This window comes from Klebsiella sp. 2019SCSN059 (genome assembly GCF_021739525.1).
GTDB classification, from domain to species: Bacteria; Pseudomonadota; Gammaproteobacteria; order Enterobacterales; family Enterobacteriaceae; genus Klebsiella; species Klebsiella quasipneumoniae.
In genome coordinates this window covers 183,671-198,788 of the sequence record NZ_JAKKOM010000002.1, presented here as the reverse complement: position 1 = coordinate 198,788, position 15,118 = coordinate 183,671, and the positions used below count along the sequence as shown (strand labels likewise).

15 protein-coding genes are annotated in these 15,118 nt (G+C 60.2%); 6 read left to right on the top strand and 9 right to left on the bottom strand.

Annotation, left to right across the window (positions count from 1 at the left end):
- The first annotated feature begins 137 nt into the window (after nt 1-137).
- Nucleotides 138-1,790, top strand: coding sequence for a bifunctional UDP-sugar hydrolase/5'-nucleotidase UshA (gene ushA / locus L2I46_RS03630; protein ID WP_032734896.1), 1,653 nt, complete (start codon nt 138-140; stop codon nt 1,788-1,790).
- 89 nt (nt 1,791-1,879) lie between these two features.
- On the opposite strand, the gene ybaK is transcribed toward ushA, so the two are convergent.
- From ybaK to copA, 3 genes are all read right to left on the bottom strand, one after another.
- Nucleotides 1,880-2,359: a Cys-tRNA(Pro)/Cys-tRNA(Cys) deacylase YbaK gene (gene ybaK / locus L2I46_RS03625; protein WP_004204728.1), complete on the bottom strand. Its 480-nt coding sequence runs from the start codon at nt 2,357-2,359 to the stop codon at nt 1,880-1,882.
- Nucleotides 2,360-2,560: 201 nt separating this feature from the next.
- A complete protein-coding gene (locus L2I46_RS03620; RefSeq protein ID WP_023288658.1) occupies nt 2,561-3,355 on the bottom strand; it encodes a TraB/GumN family protein in 795 nt (264 codons plus the stop codon).
- 130 nt (nt 3,356-3,485) lie between these two features.
- Nucleotides 3,486-5,987: a copper-exporting P-type ATPase CopA gene (gene copA, locus L2I46_RS03615; RefSeq protein WP_032454213.1), complete on the bottom strand. Its 2,502-nt coding sequence runs from the start codon at nt 5,985-5,987 to the stop codon at nt 3,486-3,488.
- A gap of 106 nt (nt 5,988-6,093) precedes the next feature.
- On the opposite strand from copA, the gene cueR reads away from it, so the two are divergent.
- Nucleotides 6,094-6,504: a Cu(I)-responsive transcriptional regulator gene (cueR, locus tag L2I46_RS03610; protein WP_004204725.1), complete on the top strand. Its 411-nt coding sequence runs from the start codon at nt 6,094-6,096 to the stop codon at nt 6,502-6,504.
- Here cueR and L2I46_RS03605 read toward each other — a convergent pair.
- Together L2I46_RS03605 and L2I46_RS03600 are read right to left on the bottom strand one after the other, a co-directional pair.
- A complete protein-coding gene (locus L2I46_RS03605) occupies nt 6,501-6,959 on the bottom strand; it encodes an NfeD family protein (protein WP_236947553.1) in 459 nt (152 codons plus the stop codon). The genes cueR and L2I46_RS03605 overlap by 4 nt on opposite strands.
- Entirely contained in the window at nt 6,956-7,873 is a 918-nt protein-coding gene (locus tag L2I46_RS03600; protein ID WP_004204723.1) for an SPFH domain-containing protein, read from the bottom strand. The genes L2I46_RS03605 and L2I46_RS03600 overlap by 4 nt, the downstream gene beginning before the upstream one ends.
- 140 nt (nt 7,874-8,013) lie before the next feature.
- On the opposite strand from L2I46_RS03600, the gene fetA reads away from it, so the two are divergent.
- Together fetA and fetB are read left to right on the top strand one after the other, a co-directional pair.
- Nucleotides 8,014-8,691 (top strand): iron efflux ABC transporter ATP-binding subunit FetA, encoded by a 678-nt coding sequence (gene fetA / locus L2I46_RS03595; protein ID WP_023288661.1) that lies wholly within the window; start codon nt 8,014-8,016, stop codon nt 8,689-8,691.
- Complete coding sequence (gene fetB, locus L2I46_RS03590; RefSeq protein ID WP_004204721.1) at nt 8,678-9,460, top strand: iron efflux ABC transporter permease subunit FetB; 783 nt, start codon at nt 8,678-8,680, stop codon at nt 9,458-9,460. The genes fetA and fetB overlap by 14 nt, the downstream gene beginning before the upstream one ends.
- A gap of 82 nt (nt 9,461-9,542) precedes the next feature.
- Here fetB and L2I46_RS03585 read toward each other — a convergent pair whose 3' ends face one another.
- From L2I46_RS03585 to tesA, 3 genes are read right to left on the bottom strand one after another with little or no spacing between them, the layout of a single operon-like run.
- Nucleotides 9,543-10,397, bottom strand: a complete 855-nt coding sequence (locus L2I46_RS03585; protein WP_023288662.1) for a co-chaperone YbbN — start codon at nt 10,395-10,397, stop codon at nt 9,543-9,545.
- Between the two features lie 58 nt (nt 10,398-10,455).
- Complete coding sequence (locus tag L2I46_RS03580) at nt 10,456-11,265, bottom strand: SDR family oxidoreductase (protein ID WP_009484702.1); 810 nt, start codon at nt 11,263-11,265, stop codon at nt 10,456-10,458.
- Entirely contained in the window at nt 11,255-11,878 is a 624-nt protein-coding gene (gene tesA / locus L2I46_RS03575; RefSeq protein ID WP_065805436.1) for a multifunctional acyl-CoA thioesterase I/protease I/lysophospholipase L1, read from the bottom strand. The genes L2I46_RS03580 and tesA overlap by 11 nt, the downstream gene beginning before the upstream one ends.
- On the opposite strand from tesA, the gene ybbA reads away from it, so the two are divergent.
- Together ybbA and ybbP are read left to right on the top strand one after the other, a co-directional pair.
- On the top strand, nt 11,849-12,535 hold the full coding sequence (gene ybbA / locus L2I46_RS03570; RefSeq protein ID WP_032454210.1) for a putative ABC transporter ATP-binding protein YbbA: 687 nt from the start codon (nt 11,849-11,851) through the stop codon (nt 12,533-12,535). The genes tesA and ybbA overlap by 30 nt on opposite strands.
- Nucleotides 12,532-14,946, top strand: coding sequence for a putative ABC transporter permease subunit YbbP (gene ybbP / locus L2I46_RS03565; RefSeq protein ID WP_236947552.1), 2,415 nt, complete (start codon nt 12,532-12,534; stop codon nt 14,944-14,946). The genes ybbA and ybbP overlap by 4 nt, the downstream gene beginning before the upstream one ends.
- Here ybbP and L2I46_RS03560 read toward each other — a convergent pair.
- Nucleotides 14,923-15,036 carry a hypothetical protein gene (locus tag L2I46_RS03560; RefSeq protein ID WP_044521321.1) on the bottom strand — a complete coding sequence of 38 codons (114 nt, stop codon included), beginning with the start codon at nt 15,034-15,036 and terminating at the stop codon, nt 14,923-14,925. The genes ybbP and L2I46_RS03560 overlap by 24 nt on opposite strands.
- Nucleotides 15,037-15,118 lie beyond the last annotated feature (82 nt).

The window sequence follows — 15,118 nt, the reverse complement described above, 5'->3', positions numbered from 1 at the left end:
TATGACGGGTAGAATTATTATCCGACTAACATACCTGCAGATAAGGTTTGAAGGAAGTCGCAATTCTGAAAACATATTTGTCAACGCGGCTAACTCGCTATACTTTCGGCACTTGGGATTAAGTCAGGGAGTGAAGCATGCATTATTTCAAACACAGCGTGGCGCTGGCGTTATTCGCCGCTTTATCGCTGGGCAGCCTGTCCGCGCAGGCCTATGAGCAGGATAAAACCTATAAAATTACCATCCTGCACACCAACGATCACCACGGCCATTTCTGGCGCAATGACTACGGCGAATATGGCCTGGCGGCGCAGAAAACGCTGGTGGACGGTATTCGTAAAGAGGTGGCGGCCGAAGGCGGTAGCGTTCTGCTGCTGTCCGGCGGGGATATCAATACCGGGGTGCCGGAGTCTGATTTACAGGATGCAGAGCCCGATTTTCGCGGCATGAACTTGATCGGCTACGACGCGATGGCGGTGGGGAACCATGAGTTTGATAATCCGCTGAGCGTGCTGCGCCAGCAGGAAAAGTGGGCGAAGTTCCCGTTCCTGTCGGCCAATATTTATCAGAAAAGCACCGGCGAACGGCTGTTCAAACCCTGGGCGCTGTTTAAACGCGGCGGGTTAAAAATCGCGGTAATTGGCTTAACCACTGACGATACGGCCAAGATTGGCAATCCGGAATATTTCACCGATATCGAATTCCGCAAACCGGCGGAAGAGGCGAAGCTGGTGATCCAGGAGCTGCAGCAGAATGAAAAGCCGGACGTGATCCTGGCCACCACCCATATGGGCCACTATGACAACGGCAACCACGGGTCTAACGCGCCGGGGGATGTCGAGATGGCACGCAGTTTACCCGCGGGCTCGCTGGCGATGATCGTCGGCGGTCACTCGCAGGATCCGGTGTGCATGGCGTCGGAAAATAAAAAACAGGTCGACTATGTGCCAGGGACGCCGTGCGCCCCGGATCGTCAGAACGGTATCTGGATCGTCCAGGCGCATGAGTGGGGCAAATACGTCGGCCGCGCCGATTTTGAGTTCCGCAACGGTGAGATGAAGCTGGTGCACTATCAGCTGATCCCGGTCAACCTGAAGAAAAAAGTGACATACGATAACGGCCAAAGCGAGCGGGTGCTGTATACGCCGCAGATCGCGGAGAACCCGCAGATGATGTCGCTGCTGACGCCGTTCCAGAACAAAGGTAAGGCGCAACTGCAGGTCAAGATCGGCAGCGTGAATGGTCATCTGGAGGGCGATCGTAGTAAAGTGCGCTTCGTACAGACCAATATGGGCCACCTGCTGCTGGCGGCGCAGATGGCGCGCAGTAACGCGGATTTCGCGGTGATGAGCGGCGGCGGGATCCGCGACTCCATCGAGGCGGGCGATATCACCTACAAGGATGTGATGAAGGTCCAGCCGTTCGGCAATGTGCTGACCTATGTCGATATGAGCGGCAAAGAGGTGGTGGATTACCTGACCGCCGTCGCGCAGATGAAGCCGGATTCCGGCGCCTATCCGCAGTTTGCGAACGTCAGCTTTGTGGCCAAAGACGGCAAGTTGAACGATCTGAAAATCAAAGGCGAACCGGTGGATCCGGCGAAGACCTACCGGATGGCGACGCTGAGCTTTAACGCCACCGGCGGCGATGGCTATCCGAACATCGCCGATAAACCCGGGTATGTGAATACCGGCTTTATCGATGCCGAAGTGCTGAAAGAGTATATTGAGAAGAACTCGCCGCTGGATGCCGCCGCCTATGAGCCGAAAGGCGAGGTGAGCTGGCAGTAACCCTGAGGGGAAGCCCGGATAAAGCGCGCTGCGTCGCTATCCGGGCGCTTTCCCGGTGGCGCTGCGCTTACCGGGCACGGGGCGCGTCATCAATCGCGGCGGGCGATATCGGCGAACTTCGCATCCAGCAGCTGCGCCAGATCGCTGGCCGCCAGCTCAATATCCAGCCCGCGTTTGCCGCCGGAAATGTAAATGGTGGCAAATTCCTGCGCCGGGGCGTCAATCACCGTCGGCAGGCGCTTCTTCTGCCCCAGCGGACTGATACCGCCCACCAGATAGCCGGTGATACGCTGCGCCACCATCGGGTCGGCCATGTCGACTTTCTTGGCGCCCAGCGCTTTCGCCACTTTCTTCAAATCCAGCTGCCCGGCGACCGGGGTGACGGCGACCGCCAGATGCTTCATATCGCCATTTACGGCGACCAGCAGGGTCTTGTATACCTGGTCGGCATTGAGGCCGAGCTTGCGCACCACTTCATCACCGAAGTTGGTCTCATTGGGATCGTGATCGTAACTGTGGATCTGAAAGGGGATTTTGTTTTTTTCGAGTAATTTAACGGCGGGAGTCATAGCTATCCTTCTTACCAACCGGTTTTGCGTGACGTCAGAATACGCCCGCAGGTTGTCTAAAAAATAGTACCATCTTGCGCAATAGTGTTGGCAGTGATGGTCACTTTGAGCGACAATCAGACGATCCGGGATGCAAATCCCGGGATAATAATAATGATGAAATTCCTCTTTGACGGGCCAATAGCAATATTGGCCATTTTTTTATGTCAGCATATCCGGCAGATTCCCTTCGCCATACAGATGCAGCGCGCCGACGGCGACCACGTAGCGGCCCGGCGGCAGGGCCAGCAGCGTCTCGCGCCAGGCGAGATTGCGCTGGTGCATCAGCACATCATATAAAGACTGGCTGAAGGTCGTCGGCAGCGATACCGCGCCGCGCGACGGCGGTTGCTCCAGCCACCAGCCGATCATGACCTGCAGTAAACGGGCGTTGGTGCGCCAGTGGGTCAGCGTATCCTCCAGCAGCGCCATTCCGCCATCGGGCAGGTCGCGCAGCAGCGCGATCTGGCTGTCGGCGCCTTCCAGCTCCATCACCGCTATGTTGCTCTCGCGGGCGGCCATCAGCAACTGATAATCGATACCGTAATCCGGCCGCAGCCCCAGCTTCTGCGCCTGGGTGGCCTGCAGAACCATCGCCACCTGCCACAGCGGCTGGCTGTCGAATAGCGCGACCGACAGGCCGAGTTCACCGGCTCGCGTCTGTAGCTCGCTCAGCTGCGCGTCGCTCAGGCGCTCCGCCAGAGGCGGATAAGCGGGGAGATGGCTAAACGGGGTTTCATTGCCGCTGATATCGGCCTCAACGATTAACGCATCGGCCTGGCGTATTTTTTTCAGCAGCTTCGCTGGCGGCGGCGCCATATCGCGGGTGCCCATATGGATGCTGCCGACGAGGTGCAGATAGCGTTCGCCGGGCAGGACGATATCCATCGCAGGCCAGGAATAAGACGAGCCGACGGCGGCTCGCCACAGCATTTTTATCCGGTTTAACAGGCCCATACGCGCTCCGAAGTGTGAGGCATTCATGCTAGCGCATATGGTGATACACGTCACCCTTCCGGCGGGCTTTTCTTGTCCCGGTAAAAAAGCGGGCGCCGACCCTGTCAGCGCCCGCTTTCCTGGACAGCGCTTACGCTTTTGGTTTAAAGCGCAGCAGGCGGTTAGCGTTACTCACCACGGTAATCGACGACAGCGCCATCGCCGCGCCGGCGACCACCGGATTGAGCAACGTGCCGGTCAGCGGCCAGAGGATCCCGGCGGCAATCGGGATGCCCAGCGAGTTGTAGACAAAGGCCCCCAGCAGGTTCTGCTTCATATTGCGTAAGGTCGCCTTCGAAATCGCCAGCGCATCGGCCACGCCGTGAAGACTATGGCGCATCAGGGTGATCGCCGCCGTTTCAATGGCGACATCGCTGCCGCCGCCCATGGCGATCCCGACATCCGCCTGCGCCAGCGCCGGGGCGTCGTTAATCCCATCGCCCACCATCGCCACTTTGTGCCCCTGGCTCTGCAGACGCTTAATGGCGTCGGCTTTACCGTCCGGCAGCACGCCGGCAATCACTTCATCAATGCCGGCTTCTTTGGCGATAGCATTCGCGGTAGTGGGGTTATCCCCGGTGAGCATCACCAGGCGGTAGCCCTGACGATGCAGGCGCGCCAGAGCGTCGACGCTGTCTTCGCGTAGCGGGTCACGGATGGCGAACAGCGCGGCCGCCTGACCATCTACCGCCAGCAGCACCGGCGTAGCCCCGCGCGAGGCCTGCGCCATCATCTCGCTTTCTATATCGCCGGTGGCGATATGTTGCTCGTTGAGCAGCGCCTGGTTACCGAGCAGCAGGCGATGGCCTTCCGCTTCGCCGCTGACGCCCAGGCCGCGCAGAGTGCGGAAGCCGCTCACTTCCGGCAACGGGCTGTCTCCGGTTTTATCAAGGATCGCTCGCGCCAGTGGATGGCTTGAACCCTGCTCGAGCGCGGCGGCAAGACGCAGCGCGGTCATCTCATCAACGCCAGCGAAAGTTTTCACCGCCACCACCTGCGGCTTGCCTTCGGTCAGGGTGCCGGTTTTATCGAACACCAGGGTGTCGAGTTCACTGGCGCGCTGCAGAGCATCGGCGTCGCGCACCAGTACGCCGTACTCCGCCGCCCGGCCAACGCCGGAGATAATCGACATCGGCGTCGCCAGGCCTAAGGCGCATGGACAGGCGATAATCAGTACCGTGGTGGCGATCACCAGGGTATAGACGATCTGCGGCGCCGGGCCGAAAAAGTACCAGATCGCAGCGCTAATCAGCGCAATGGCGACCACCGCCGGGACAAACACCGCGGAGATTTTATCCGCCAGCTGGCCGATCTCCGGCTTGCTGCTCTGCGCCTGGCGCACCATGCGGATAATACGTGCCAGCGTGGTCTGGCTGCCGACGGCGCTGGCGGTGAACAGCACGCTGCCGTCCTGCACTACGGTGCCGGCGTGAATGGCGTCGCCATCGCCTTTTTGCTGCGGTACCGGTTCGCCGGTGAGCATCGCTTCATCAAACCAGGCTTCCCCCTGGCTTATCACGCCGTCGACCGGGACGCGGTCGCCGGTCGTCAGGCGCAGCGTCATGCCGGCCTGAACTTCAGCGAGCGGCAGATCTTTCTCGCCCTCGGGCGTAACGACCCGCGCCGAAGGCGGCGTCAGGTCGAGCAGTTTTTCCAGCGCTTTTGAGGAGCGCTGGCGGGCGCGGGCCTCCAGCATATGGCCGAGGTTAATCAGGCCGATAATCATTGCGCTGGCTTCGTAATAGAGATGGCGGGCTTCCATCGGGAACCACTGTGGCCACAGGTTGACGCTCATCGAGTACAGCCAGGCGACGCCGGTACCGAGCGCCACCAGCGTATCCATGGTGGCGGTGCCGTTTTTCAGGCTTTTCCACGCGCTGCGGTAGAAGTGGCCGCCGGCGAAGACCATCACCGCCAGGGTGACGAGGCCGATGACCAGCCACAGCGAACGGTTGTCGTCGCTGACCATCATGTTATCGCCGATCATGCCCCAGACCATCACCGGCACGCCGACCAGCAGGGCGACAATCGCCTGCCAGCGAAAACGTTTCATGGTGGCGATGGCGGTTTCCTGCTGCCGTTCGCGGCGTTCCAGATCGTCCTCGATCGCCTCCGCGCCGTAGCCCGCTTTCTCCACCGCCTGCACTAATTCTGCGGCGGACGCACTGCCCATCACCAGCGCCGTGCGTTCCGCCAGGTTAACCCGCGCCTGTGAGACGCCCGGCACCGCGGCAAGCGCGTTCTGTACCCGGGAGACGCAGCTGGCGCAGCTCATGCCGTTGATCAGCAGCTGTTGACTGTCATCTTCGTCATGGGCTGCCGGAAGCTCAGGAGTGGCCGCTGTCAGTGCTTCCGACGGGATTGATGATTCTGCCAGCGGTTTAGCCTTTGGGTGGCTGAGCTCCGCGCCGTATCCGGCTTGTTTAACGGTTTCAATCAGCGCTTGTGCGCTGGCGCTGCCCGTCACATGGGCTTCAGTGAGGGTGACTTCCGCTTGCTCAACGTCAGGACGCTGCTCCAGACTCTCTTTCACGCGTTTAACGCAGTGGCCGCAGGAGAGGCCATCCAGCGTCAGGTCGATAGTGTTAGACATAAATAACTCCTGAATAATTTTCCGGTCAACGATTGACCAGAACCACTCTTTCATCGAGTATTAAGAAGGTTAAACCTTCCAGCAAGGGGAAGGTCAAGGAGAAAAAATGAATATCAGCGATGTGGCGAAAAAAACCGGCTTAACCAGCAAAGCGATTCGTTTTTATGAAGAGAAGGGGCTGGTGACGCCGCCGTTGCGGAGCGAAAACGGCTACCGCACCTACGGTCAGCAGCATCTCGATGAGCTGACGCTGCTGCGCCAGGCGCGGCAGGTGGGGTTTAATCTGGAAGAGTGCCGCGAGCTGGTGGCGCTATTCAACGACCCGTCACGGCACAGCGCCGATGTGAAAAAACGCACGCTGGAGAAAGTGGCGGATATCGAGAACCATATCCGCGAGCTGCAAAATATGCGCGCGCACCTGCTGGCGCTGGCTGAATCCTGCCCCGGCGACGACAGCGCGGAGTGCCCGATTATCGATAATCTTTCCGGCTGTTGTCATCGCAAGGCGCAGGCTTAACGAACAACGGGTCTGATCCGCAGCGTAATCCCTTCCACGGCGACCACTTCGACCTTGCTGCCCGCGGCGAGGTCCTCGTCAGCCATCACCGGCCAGGAGCTGTCGCCCACGCGCACGTGGCCGCGGCCGTTTACCAGGGGGGCATCCAGCGTCAGACGGCGGCCAATCAGCTGTAGCCCGCGCTGGTTGAGTTGAGCATCGGCAGGACGCTGCAGTTTGACGCGCTTGCGCAGCCACTTCGACCACAGCCACGCCGCCAGCAGAGTGAGGACGGCAAACAGCGTGCCTTGCCATTCCCAGCTCAGCGGCAGGAGCCAGGTCAGGGCGCCGGTCACCACGCCGGCGACGCCGCTCCATAGCAGGTATCCGCTGCCGCCCAGCATCTCGGCCGCCAGCAGCAGCCCGCCGAGGCTAAGCCAGAACAGATGGGGGTAGGCGAGGATCATGTCGATCATGATTTTTTCCGATCGCCAGCGCCTTCTTTGATCAGCTCGCTGATCCCGGCGATCGATCCCATCAGGCTGCTGGCATCCAGCGGCATCAGCACCACTTTACTGTTGTTGGCGGCGCCAATCTGCTGCAGCGCATCGGTGTATTTCTGCGCCACGAAGTAGTTGATCGCCTGAATATCGCCTGAGGCGATCGCCGAGGAGACCATCTGGGTGGCGCGGGCTTCCGCTTCAGCGGAACGCTCGCGGGCCTCCGCCTGCAGGAACGCGGACTGCCGCTCGCCCTCCGCCTTGAGGATCTGCGACTGCTTTTCCCCTTCCGCTTTCAGTATTTCCGCCTGACGCACCCCTTCGGCCTCGAGAATATAAGCGCGCTTGGTTCGTTCGGCTTTCATCTGGGCGTTCATCGAGGCGATAAGCTCCGCCGGTGGGCGAACGTCGCGAATTTCGACGCGGGTGATTTTCACCCCCCACGGGTTGGTGGCGTCGTCAACGATATGCAGCAGACGGGTGTTAATGCTGTCGCGCTGGGAGAGCATTTCGTCCAGCTCCATCGAGCCGAGCACGGTACGGATGTTGGTCATCGTCAGGTTGACGATCGCCTGCTCAAGATTGCTGACCTCGTAGGCGGCCTTTGGCGCGTCAACCACCTGAATAAAGCAAACGGCGTCGATAGTGACGTTGGCGTTATCCCGGGAGATCACCTCCTGTGACGGGATGTCGAGCACCTGCTCCATCATGTTCACTTTGCGGCCGATGCGGTCCATAAACGGCACGACTAAGCTTAATCCCGGCTGCAGCGTCTGGGTAAAACGCCCGAAGCGCTCCACCGTCCACTGGTAGCCCTGCGGGACGATTTTCACCGCCGCGGCCACAATGACCAGCGCGACGAAAATAAGGATAGGAATAAAAATCAGCATCAAAAACCTCCTGTCTTGTTGCCTGGTGGGGCGCTACAAGGAAATAGCGCATGTTTAAATTGAGTATATCTTTCTCCTCATCCTGGAGAAAGGAAAGTGGGGTAAACTAGCGGTGTTTCAGAAAATAATCAGGAAGACTCATGAAGGAAAATAACGCGCTTTTGCGTCTCGAGGATGTGGGATTTAAGACCGACGACGCAGTTATTTTACATAATATCAACCTTCAGCTCAGACCCGGGGAATTCAAGTTGATTACCGGGCCTTCCGGCTGCGGGAAAAGCACCTTGCTGAAAATTATCGCCTCGCTGCTCAGCCCGACCTCCGGACGTCTGTTTTTCGATGATGCCGATGTCGCGACGCTGTCGCCGGAAAGGTATCGCCAGCAGGTCTCTTATTGTGCGCAGACGCCGGCGCTGTTCGGGGATTCGGTTTACGATAACCTGATTTTTCCGTGGCAGATCCGTAATAAACAACCGGATCCGCAGGCGCTGGTGGCCGATCTGCAGCGCTTTGGTCTTGGCGAAAATATGCTGGAAAAATCGATTAACGAACTGTCGGGCGGTGAAAAGCAGCGCGTATCGCTGATTCGCAATTTACAATTTCTGCCGCGCGTGCTGCTGCTGGACGAAATTACCAGCGCGCTGGATGACAGTAATAAACAGAATGTGAATGACATTATTCATGGCTACGCGACGGAAAAACAGGTCGCTGTTCTATGGGTCACCCACGATCGCAATGAAATTTCGCATGCCGATGAAGTAATTACGCTGCAACCTGCCGGCGGAAACATGCAGGAGGCACAGCATGAACGGGCATAACATTACGAACGAATCGCTGGCGCTGTCGATGGTGCTGGTGCTGATCGCTATTCTGGTGAGCTATCGGGAAAAGCTGGCGCTGGAAAAAGATATTCTCTGGAGCATCTGCCGGGCGATCGTGCAGCTGATTATCGTCGGCTATGTGCTGAAATATATCTTTAACGTCAACCATGCGGTTCTGACGCTGTTGATGGTGCTGTTTATCTGCTTTAACGCGGCGTGGAATGCCAAAAAGCGCAGTAAATATATCGATAAGGCGTTTGTCTCGTCATTTATCGCCATCACCACCGGCGCCGGGCTGACGCTGGCGGTGCTGGTGTTCTCCGGCTCGATAGCCTTCGTGCCGATGCAGGTGATCCCGATTGCCGGGATGGTGGCCGGGAACGCCATGGTGGCGGTGGGGCTGTGCTACAACAATATGGGCCAGCGCTTCAGCAGCGAGCAGCAGCAGATTCAGGAGAAGCTCAGCCTCGGCGCGACGCCGAAGATGGCCTCGGCGCGGCTGATCCGCGACAGCATCCGCGCGTCATTGATTCCCACCGTCGATTCAGCGAAAACGGTCGGCCTGGTGAGTTTGCCAGGGATGATGTCGGGACTAATTTTTGCCGGTATTGACCCGGTGAAGGCGATTAAGTACCAGATCATGGTAACTTTTATGCTGCTGTCGACCGCCAGCCTGTCGACGATTATCGCCGGCTATCTGACCTACCGGAAGTTCTTCAACGCCCGCCATCAGCTGGTGGTGACGCAGCTGAAAAAACGCCCGTGAACGATCCCGGGTTGCTAAGGCTACGTTGCGCCTCGTTCGCATAGCCCGGATAAGCGCAGCGCTATCCGGGGCAGACAACGAATTAGTACAGCAGCGAATAGAGCTGACGGCGGTATTTGGCGGCCAGCGCATCGCCGGTACCGAGGGCGGCGAGGATCTCCTGCAGCATCTTGCGCGCCTGGCCGTCGCCGGCGCCTAAATCCTTCTGCAGATGGCTGAACAGCAGCGCCAGCGCTTCTTCGTTACGCCCGACCTGATGCAGCTGTAGCGCCAGCTGGGAGGCCAGCAGCGCATCCTCCGGATTCTGTTCCACCTGCTGCTGCAGCTGCTGGATTTCCGGCGTGTCGGCGGCCTGTTTGAGCAGCTCAATCTGCGCCACCAGACCCTGATAGTGGGTATCCTGATCCTGCAGCGGGATGGTTTTCAGCACGCTTTCCGCTTCATCGGAACGGTGCAGGGCAATCAGCGTTTCCGCCAGCAGCAGGCCAATCTGGCTCTCCTGATTCGACAGCTGCCAGGCTTCCTTCAGCAGCGGCAGGGCATCGGCGTATTTTTCTTCCTGCATCAGGGCCAGCGCCTGCTGAGCTTTCAGCTCCTCTTCGCGGGGCAGGACTTTATCCAGCAGGGCGCGGATCGCTTCTTCCGGCTGCGGGCCTTCAAAACCGTCCACCGGCTGGCCGTTCTGGAACAGATAAACCGTAGGGATGGCGCGCAGACCAAACTGTGAAGCGAGCATCTGCTCAGCGTCGCAATCGACCTTCGCCAGCGTAAACTGGCCATTGTATTGCGCGGCCAGACGCTCAAGAACCGGGGTCAGCTGTTCGCAGTGCTGGCTGCGGGCAGACCAGAAGTAAAACAGCACCGGGACGTTCATAGACTGCTGTAGCGTCTGCTGCAGGTTCGCTTCGCTAATGTTGACAATATTCTGTTCGGACATGGGCATTTCTCGTTAGTCGATTTCTGTTTTACATGGGGGCGGCATTCCGCGCTTCAACTCAGCCGTGGATAATTTTGTCCATCGCGCGAGCTGGCAGCAGGCGTTTGAGCAGCGCCACCGCGTGGGTGACCAGGGTGACCGGGTAGCGCAGCTTTGGCTTATCGCTGGTAAAAGCGTGGCGCACTTTTTCCACCACCGCTTCCGGCCCGAGGGTAAAACGGGCGGCGATGCCCGGGTTTTCAACGGGCTTGTCGCTTTGCGTCTGGTTGACGTTATCGGTAAAGCGGGTGCGGATCGGGCCCGGTTCAATCAGGCTGACCTGAATACCGCTGTGGCGCAGCTCCATGCGCAGCGCATCGGACCATGCCTCAAGGGCATATTTGCTGGCGGCGTAGGCCCCGCGGCCGGGGCTGGCGATAAGCCCCATCACCGAGGAGGTCATCACGATGCGCCCTTCGCCATGCGGGGTCATCGCCGGCAGCAGCAGCATGGTGAGCTGATGGGCGCCAAAAAAGTTGGCGGAAAACTGCTGTTCCATCTGCTGGCGGCTGATGGTGTTCAGCGGGCCATAGACGCCGTAACCGGCGTTATTGAACAAGCCGTAGAGACGATTATCGGTCAGCGCAATCACCTCCGCCGCCGCGCGCTCCACGCTCTGCGGGTCGTCCAGATCGAGCAAAATACCGGTTAGCCCCAGCTCCTGCATCCGCGCCACATCCTCCGCTTTGCGGCAGGCCGCCAGCACGCGAAAGCCCTGGCGGGTTAAATCCAGCGCGCTTTCCAGACCAATTCCGCTGGAACAGCCTGTCACTAAAACCGTTTTTTGCATAACTTTACCTGTCAGCGACCCCTGGCGTTCAGGAGTCATGATTAACTAAGGGAGCCAGCCGGTTCGCCATCCAGTCGGCGATAAACGGCTGCGCGTCGCGATTCGGGTGAATGCCGTCGTCCTGCATCCACTGGGGTTTCAGATACACCTCCTCCATAAAAAAGGGCAGGAGAGGAATAGCGAACTCTTTGGCCAGGGCCGGGTAAATCGCGCCGAAGGCTTCATTATAGCGGCGGCCATAGTTCGCCGGCAGGTGAATTTGCATCAGCAGCGGTTCGGCGTTGGCCGCTTTGATCGTCTGAATGATGGTGCGCAGCGTCTGCTCGGTCTGCTGCGGCGCAAAGCCGCGCAGCCCGTCGTTGCCGCCGAGCTCAACCAGCACCCAGCGCGGCTGATGCTGCTGAAGCAGCGCTGGCAGACGGGCCAGTCCCTGCTGAGAGGTATCGCCGCTGATGCTGGCGTTCACCACCGGCGTTTTCGCCTGCCACTTCTCATTGAGCAGCGCAGGCCACGCGGCGTTGGCCGCCATCCGATAGCCAGCGCTCAGGCTGTCGCCGAGGATCAGCAGCGTGTCCGCCGCCATCGCGCGGCAGGTAAACAGGAACAAAAACAGGAAAGGCACATGCCAGCGGAAAACATACTTGAAGTTCATCATCTTAAGAAGTCCGTCGGTCAGGGGGAGCATCAGCTCACCATCCTTACCGGAGTTGAGCTGGTTGTCAAACCGCGGCAGACCATCGCCCTGATCGGCGAGTCGGGCTCTGGTAAATCGACCCTGTTGGCGATCCTCGCCGGCCTGGACGATGGCAGCAGCGGGGAAGTATCGATGCTGGGCAAACCGCTGCATCGAATGGATGAGGAGGCGCGGGCGGCGCTGCGGGCGCAGCACGTCGGTTTTGTATTTCAGTCGTTTATGCTGATCCCAACGCTCAACGCCCTGGAGAACGTCGAGCTGCCGGCGCTGCTGCGCGGCGCCAGCGATAGCCAGAGCCGGGGCGATGCCCGGGCGCTGCTTGAGCAGCTGGGGCTTGGCAAACGCCTGCACCACCTGCCGGCGCAGCTCTCCGGCGGCGAACAGCAGCGGGTGGCGCTGGCCCGGGCCTTCAATGGGCGTCCGGCCATTCTGTTCGCCGATGAGCCCACCGGCAACCTCGATCGCCAGACCGGGGACAAAATTGCCGATCTGCTGTTCTCGCTTAATCGCGAACACGGCACCACCCTGATCCTCGTCACTCACGATCCGCTGCTGGCGGCGCGCTGCGACCGCCGTCTGCGCCTGGTGGATGGCCAGCTGCGGGAGGAAGCATGATTGCCCGCTGGTTCTGGCGCGAATGGCGCTCGCCGTCACTGCTGATCGTCTGGCTGGCGTTAAGCCTCGCCGTGGCCTGCGTGCTGGCCCTGGGGTCGATAAGCGATCGAATGGAGAAAGGTCTCAGCCAGCAAAGCCGTGAGTTTATGGCGGGCGACCGGACGCTGCGCAGTTCGCGCGAGGTGCCCGCTGAGTGGATCGCGCAAGCGCTGAAGTCAGGGCTGAGCGTCGGCGAACAGCTGAACTTCGCCACCATGACCTTTGCGGGCGATACGCCGCAGCTGGCGGACGTCAAGGCAGTGGATGACCGCTATCCGCTGTATGGCACTCTCGAGACGCAGCCGCCGGGGCTGAAGCCCCGGGCGGGCAGCGTCCTGCTGGCGCCAAGGCTGATGGCGCTGCTGAACCTGAAAACCGGCGATACGATTGACGTTGGCGACGCCACGCTGCGCATTGCCGGGGAAGTGATTCAGGAACCGGATGCGGGGTTTAACCCCTTCCAGATGGCGCCGCGGCTGATGATGAATATGGCCGACGTGGCAAAGACCGGCGCCGTACAGCCCGGCAGTCGCGTCGCATGGCGATATAAGTTCGCCGGCGACGCTGAACAGCTGGCCCGTTATGAGCAGTGGCTGCTGCCGAAACTCGGCCCGGAGCATCGCTGGATTGGTCTTGAACAGGACGACAGCGCACTGGGCAAATCCCTCGAACGCTCGCAGCAATTCCTGTTGTTATCCGCGCTGTTGACGCTGCTGCTGGCCGTCGCGGCGGTGGCCGTGGCGATGGGCCACTACTGCCGCAGCCGCTACGATCTGGTCGCCATACTCAAGACGCTGGGCGCCGGACGGGCGCAGCTGCGCAAGCTGATTGTCGGTCAGTGGCTGCTGCTGCTGGCGCTGTCGGTGATAACCGGCGGGGTGGCGGGGCTGGCGCTGGAGCGCCTGCTGCTGCTGGTGCTCAAACCGGTTCTTCCCGCCGCGCTCCCGCCGGCCAGCGGCTGGCCGTGGCTGTGGGCGGTGGGCGCGACCGGCGTGATTTCCCTGCTGGTGGGCCTGCGGCCGTATCGGCTGCTGCTGGCGACCCTGCCGCTGCGAGTGCTGCGCCAGGACGTGGTGGCCAGCGTCTGGCCGTTAAAAATCTGGATCCCGACGGTCAGCGCCGTGGTGGTGGGCCTGCTGGCGTGGCTGATGGGCGGCAGTCCGCTGCTGTGGTCAGTGCTGGCCGGGGCGGTGGTGCTGGCGTTGCTGTGCGGCCTGGTGGGCTGGGGATTGCTGTGGCTGCTCAAACGCCTGACGCTCAGAGCCTTGCCGCTGCGTCTGGCGGTGAATCGCCTGCTGCGCCAGCCGTGGTCGACCCTCAGCCAACTGGCGGCGTTTTCCCTGTCGTTTATGCTGCTGGCGCTCCTGCTGGTGCTGCGCGGCGATCTGCTCGACCGCTGGCAGCAGCAACTGCCCCCGGAGAGCCCGAACTACTTCCTGATCAATATCGCCCCTGAGCAGATAATGCCGGTGAAGACCTTCCTCGCCGAACATCAGACGCGGGCGGCGGAATTCTATCCGATCGTCCGGGCTCGTCTGACGCAGATCAACGGCCAGTCCACGGACGGGAATAAAGACGAAGCGCTGAATCGCGAGCTTAATCTCACCTGGAGCGAACAGCGTCCGGATCATAATCCGCTGGTGGCCGGCAGCTGGCCGCCGAAGCAGGGCGAGGTATCGATTGAGGAGGGGCTGGCGCAGCGATTGGGAGTGACAATCGGCGATACGGTGACCTTTACCGGCGATACGCAGGAGTTCAGCGCGAAGGTAAGCAGCATGCGCAAAGTCGACTGGGAGAGCCTGCGGCCAAACTTCTTCTTTATTTTCCCCACCGGGGCGCTGGACGGGCAGCCGCAGAGCTGGCTCACCAGCTTCCGCTGGGATAACGGTCCTGCGATGTTGACCCAGCTGAACCGCGAGTTTCCCACCGTCAGTCTGCTGGATATTGGCGCTATCCTGCGTCAGGTCGGCCAGGTGCTCTCCCAGGTCAGCCGGGCGCTGGAGGTGATGGTGGGCCTGGTGACGGCCTGCGGCGTGCTGCTGTTGCTGGCGCAGGTGCAGGTCGGTATGCGTCAGCGTCATCAGGAGCTGGTGGTCTGGCGCACGCTGGGGGCCGGGAAATCGCTGCTGCGCGCCACGCTGTGGGCGGAGTTTGCCCTGCTGGGGCTGGTCTCCGGCCTGGTGGCGGCGATAGGCGCTGAAGTGGCGCTGGCGATGCTGCAGACCAAAGTCTTTGATTTTCCCTGGGCGCCGGACTGGCGGCTGTGGGTGATGCTGCCGCTGACGGGAGCGGTGTTGTTATCCCTGTGCGGCGGCGGGCTGGGGCTGCGTTTATTAAAAGGGAAAGCGCTATTCCGTCAGTTTAGCCAGTAAGAATATTGCATGTTGATGATGCGCCGCCGTTTTTGGCGGCGCTTTTATTTTAAGCGCACAAATTGATAAACCATTGATTTTTAAGCGCACGAAACATTAAAAACCCAGCAACACGCTGTGCTGATTCGCGGTTAATATTCAACTGGAAAATATAAGGTTGCTTATTAATCAA

What these genes read in the sequence shown, in the direction of transcription:
- fetA (WP_023288661.1), top strand. Translation starts at nt 8,014, where the DNA reads ATGAAGGAAAATAACGCGCTTTTGCGTCTCGAGGATGTGGGATTTAAG.
- L2I46_RS03620 (WP_023288658.1), bottom strand. Translation starts at nt 3,355, where the DNA reads ATGGGCCTGTTAAACCGGATAAAAATGCTGTGGCGAGCCGCCGTCGGC.
- ybaK (WP_004204728.1), bottom strand. Translation starts at nt 2,359, where the DNA reads ATGACTCCCGCCGTTAAATTACTCGAAAAAAACAAAATCCCCTTTCAG.
- tesA (WP_065805436.1), bottom strand. Translation starts at nt 11,878, where the DNA reads ATGAACTTCAAGTATGTTTTCCGCTGGCATGTGCCTTTCCTGTTTTTG.
- copA (WP_032454213.1), bottom strand. Translation starts at nt 5,987, where the DNA reads ATGTCTAACACTATCGACCTGACGCTGGATGGCCTCTCCTGCGGCCAC.
- L2I46_RS03605 (WP_236947553.1), bottom strand. Translation starts at nt 6,959, where the DNA reads ATGATCGACATGATCCTCGCCTACCCCCATCTGTTCTGGCTTAGCCTC.
- L2I46_RS03585 (WP_023288662.1), bottom strand. Translation starts at nt 10,397, where the DNA reads ATGTCCGAACAGAATATTGTCAACATTAGCGAAGCGAACCTGCAGCAG.
- ushA (WP_032734896.1), top strand. Translation starts at nt 138, where the DNA reads ATGCATTATTTCAAACACAGCGTGGCGCTGGCGTTATTCGCCGCTTTA.
- fetB (WP_004204721.1), top strand. Translation starts at nt 8,678, where the DNA reads ATGAACGGGCATAACATTACGAACGAATCGCTGGCGCTGTCGATGGTG.
- L2I46_RS03580 (WP_009484702.1), bottom strand. Translation starts at nt 11,265, where the DNA reads ATGACTCCTGAACGCCAGGGGTCGCTGACAGGTAAAGTTATGCAAAAA.
- ybbP (WP_236947552.1), top strand. Translation starts at nt 12,532, where the DNA reads ATGATTGCCCGCTGGTTCTGGCGCGAATGGCGCTCGCCGTCACTGCTG.
- cueR (WP_004204725.1), top strand. Translation starts at nt 6,094, where the DNA reads ATGAATATCAGCGATGTGGCGAAAAAAACCGGCTTAACCAGCAAAGCG.
- L2I46_RS03600 (WP_004204723.1), bottom strand. Translation starts at nt 7,873, where the DNA reads ATGCTGATTTTTATTCCTATCCTTATTTTCGTCGCGCTGGTCATTGTG.
- ybbA (WP_032454210.1), top strand. Translation starts at nt 11,849, where the DNA reads ATGCCAGCGGAAAACATACTTGAAGTTCATCATCTTAAGAAGTCCGTC.